A 2,776-nucleotide genomic window follows, 5' to 3' on the forward strand; every position below is an offset into this window, starting at 1 on the left:
AATTGTGTCTCCACTTTTTCCTTTTTCATTTATCCCTTCATATGATTTTTTCTTTAATTTCCTTAGTGCCTTCTGAAAATCATTCCTCGTTTCTTTGTTGTATCTTATTCTTTTCTGTGCCATTTTACCTCCTTTTGATAAAAATTCTAGCAGCACCTCCATTTCTTTTGTTTACTGCTATTACTTGATTATATTCTGTTTATACGAGTAAAGTAAAGTCATCCCTACAATTACGAATGGAAAGTTATCTGTTTTTTAACATGTGCTATAATATTAACTTATATAATTAATATACTAATAAATGGGTTGTACATTATTCCAAGACCTACTCAAATGTCGATGTTCGTGCCACGTTAGTACGCCTGGGTATATTACTAAAATGTAACTTTCTAACTCATGTATTGCATCTTTTTGTTCTGAATTTTTATCATTTTCACAATTAACGTGATATTCTGTTAAATTAGATTCTATTATTTTTTGATCAGTAAAATTCTTTGCCTTGTAGTGATAGGTAACACTGAATCTTTCTAAAATTGGCTTATATTTTAAATTCCAAAGCTGTTCAGATAGTTTGTTATCACTTAAATACAACCCACCTCCTTCTTCTTCTACACTCGTAACCGGAAAACAAGCGTTTATTTCTCCCAACTTCCAACTATCTGATAATACCACCTGTGCTTTAGCAAACTTAATTGGTGGAAGTAAGTGCTGTGGGATAGGATATAATGCTTTGAAATTGTACCAAAGATGGTTTCGCTCATATATGCCATTATAGTTCTTTGTGTGTGGCTCGGTATCTCCCAGTATTGCTACATCTAAACGATATAAATCGCTACTGTAATTTCTTTCATAATGAGCTCTAAATGTACTAAATTTGAAACTTGGCTTAGCGATTTTTAGCTCAAATGCATTCTTTCGACCAAATGACAGCACTGGTCCTTCTTTTGCTACTTTTACCCCTGAATAATCAGACAGTAAGTCACCAAATATGCTTTCATCCAACATGAACCTTTGGGCGTTATATAGGTCATTAAAAATCCGCATTAGCCGCGATCTTGCCGGTAGTGATAGTTTTGCCAACTCTACTACTGCATCCACAAAAAAGTCATTTGGCACATCTTGAATACCTATTTGCAGTTCAAAAAAATGCTTTCCGGGTGGCTCTTCAATAATCGTAATGTCATCTATGTTTGCCCATTTCAGAGCTATTTTTAAAGATGCAGGTGTTCCTCTTAACCGCTGAAATTCTACTCCTTCTTTTATTGCTTTCTTTTTGTCTTTTACCCACAGCAAAATTTCTTCTAGGCCATACTCCTCTATTAGCCACGGCAATATTTCATCTTTAAGATTAAACTTAAATCCTCTTATGCTTCTTGGATCTACTCTATAGTCTATCGCTTCAACTAATGCTTTTTCTTGTTTTGTCGCATTTGGTGGTAATAACATTAGCCTTTTCCCATTAATTCTATTTTTAGATTGCCAAGTATTGCACATTCATTTCCTTTAATAACAACGTCTTCTTGAGGCTCTATCAACTCTATATTTTCTACCCCTTCTATAAACAAATTCGCTATAATCCATGATTTTGTAACACTCCATCCTAACTTTTTGCTTGCTTTAAACTTTTTGCTGAACTGTTTCTTGATTTCTTCCTGTGATACTACAGGGCTCATGCTAATTTTACTGTGGATATTTATTGGAATAATATTGCAGCTTATCACTTCAGCTGTTTTCTGACAATTTCTAGTAGTTTCTCTGACGGTGTGGATAACTCTGTTGATAAAATTGAAATTTGCACCTTTCCTGGTACCAGTGATTCCACTAAAGCATCCTTAACTCTTGTATCTGCTGACAGTGCATGGTACTTATAATGCTCCTTACTTCCACCTGTTGACCAGCCTTTTATTTTCGCTTTTATTCTTTTTCCAAAAGCTTCATCATTTTCTTCATCTTTTCTTTCTACTCCATAAAACTCAGCTAAATGATCGAGATCAGTTCCTTCTGCAAACTTCAGTAGATTTGCCTTTGCTGCTTCATTTATTCTCTGCCTCAGTAATAGCTCCCTCCATGCTGCCACTTCTAGGATTTTTACCGCTGGGTCACTTTCTACAAGCGCTGAAAACGTCGGATCTCTATTCACTAGTTCTCCTTTCATCCTAGATAATATCTCCTCATAACTCAGCTTTTCAATTATATTTGGCTGCTGCATTTATCTCAATCTCACTAATATTTATAGATTTACCCTCTAATATACCTGCAAGTGAAATTATAACCTTTCCTTCTTTTACTTCTTCAATTTTCACTTTTTCTAATTTTAACCTTCTCTCCCACTTTTGTAGAGCCTCTGCTACTGCTGCATAAATTTCTAATGTAAAATCACGATTTACTGGCCTATCAACCAACTCAAACAACCTTGAGCCATAATCCCTTCTCATGATTCTGCTGCCTATCGGTGTGGTCAGTATATCAGCTATCGATTGTTTTAAATGCTCTATTCCCTCTAACTTTTTTCCTGTTGTATTATTCATTCCTTGCATATTTTCTCAGCTACAAAAAACATTTGGACTTCCCCTTACTACCTTGGAACCACAGGATACTAAATCTCCAACTCTTCCAACTCCATAGCCATTAGCAAATACTATTTTCGATCCTTCAGTTAATATTTTTTCTTCACTAAAACTATCTCCTTGCCTGCAAATTGGCTTATCATTCACAAAAACGTCTCTGCTTCCACTGACGCAAAAATGTGGCCTTTCTTCCATACAATGATCTCCTT

3 protein-coding genes and 1 pseudogene are annotated in these 2,776 nt (G+C 35.1%); all 4 read right to left on the minus strand.

Annotated features, from left to right (window positions below; genetic code table 11):
- Positions 1-294: 294 nt before the first annotated feature.
- Complete coding sequence (locus IC220_RS06785) at positions 295-1,446, minus strand: phage tail protein (protein WP_188153699.1); 1,152 nt, start codon at positions 1,444-1,446, stop codon at positions 295-297.
- Positions 1,446-2,209 (minus strand): annotated as a pseudogene (locus tag IC220_RS06790) (baseplate assembly protein). The gene IC220_RS06785 and the pseudogene IC220_RS06790 overlap by 1 nt, the downstream one beginning before the upstream one ends.
- On the minus strand, positions 2,187-2,537 hold the full coding sequence (locus tag IC220_RS06795; protein WP_188153700.1) for a GPW/gp25 family protein: 351 nt from the start codon (positions 2,535-2,537) through the stop codon (positions 2,187-2,189). The pseudogene IC220_RS06790 and the gene IC220_RS06795 overlap by 23 nt, the downstream one beginning before the upstream one ends.
- A 6-nt stretch (positions 2,538-2,543) precedes the next feature.
- Positions 2,544-2,776: PAAR domain-containing protein (locus tag IC220_RS06800; RefSeq protein ID WP_223158804.1), on the minus strand; the 233-nt coding region annotated here is incomplete at its 5' end.

The sequence above is a fragment of the Wolbachia endosymbiont of Pentalonia nigronervosa genome (genome assembly GCF_014534705.1).
Lineage (GTDB): Bacteria > Pseudomonadota > Alphaproteobacteria > Rickettsiales > Anaplasmataceae > Wolbachia.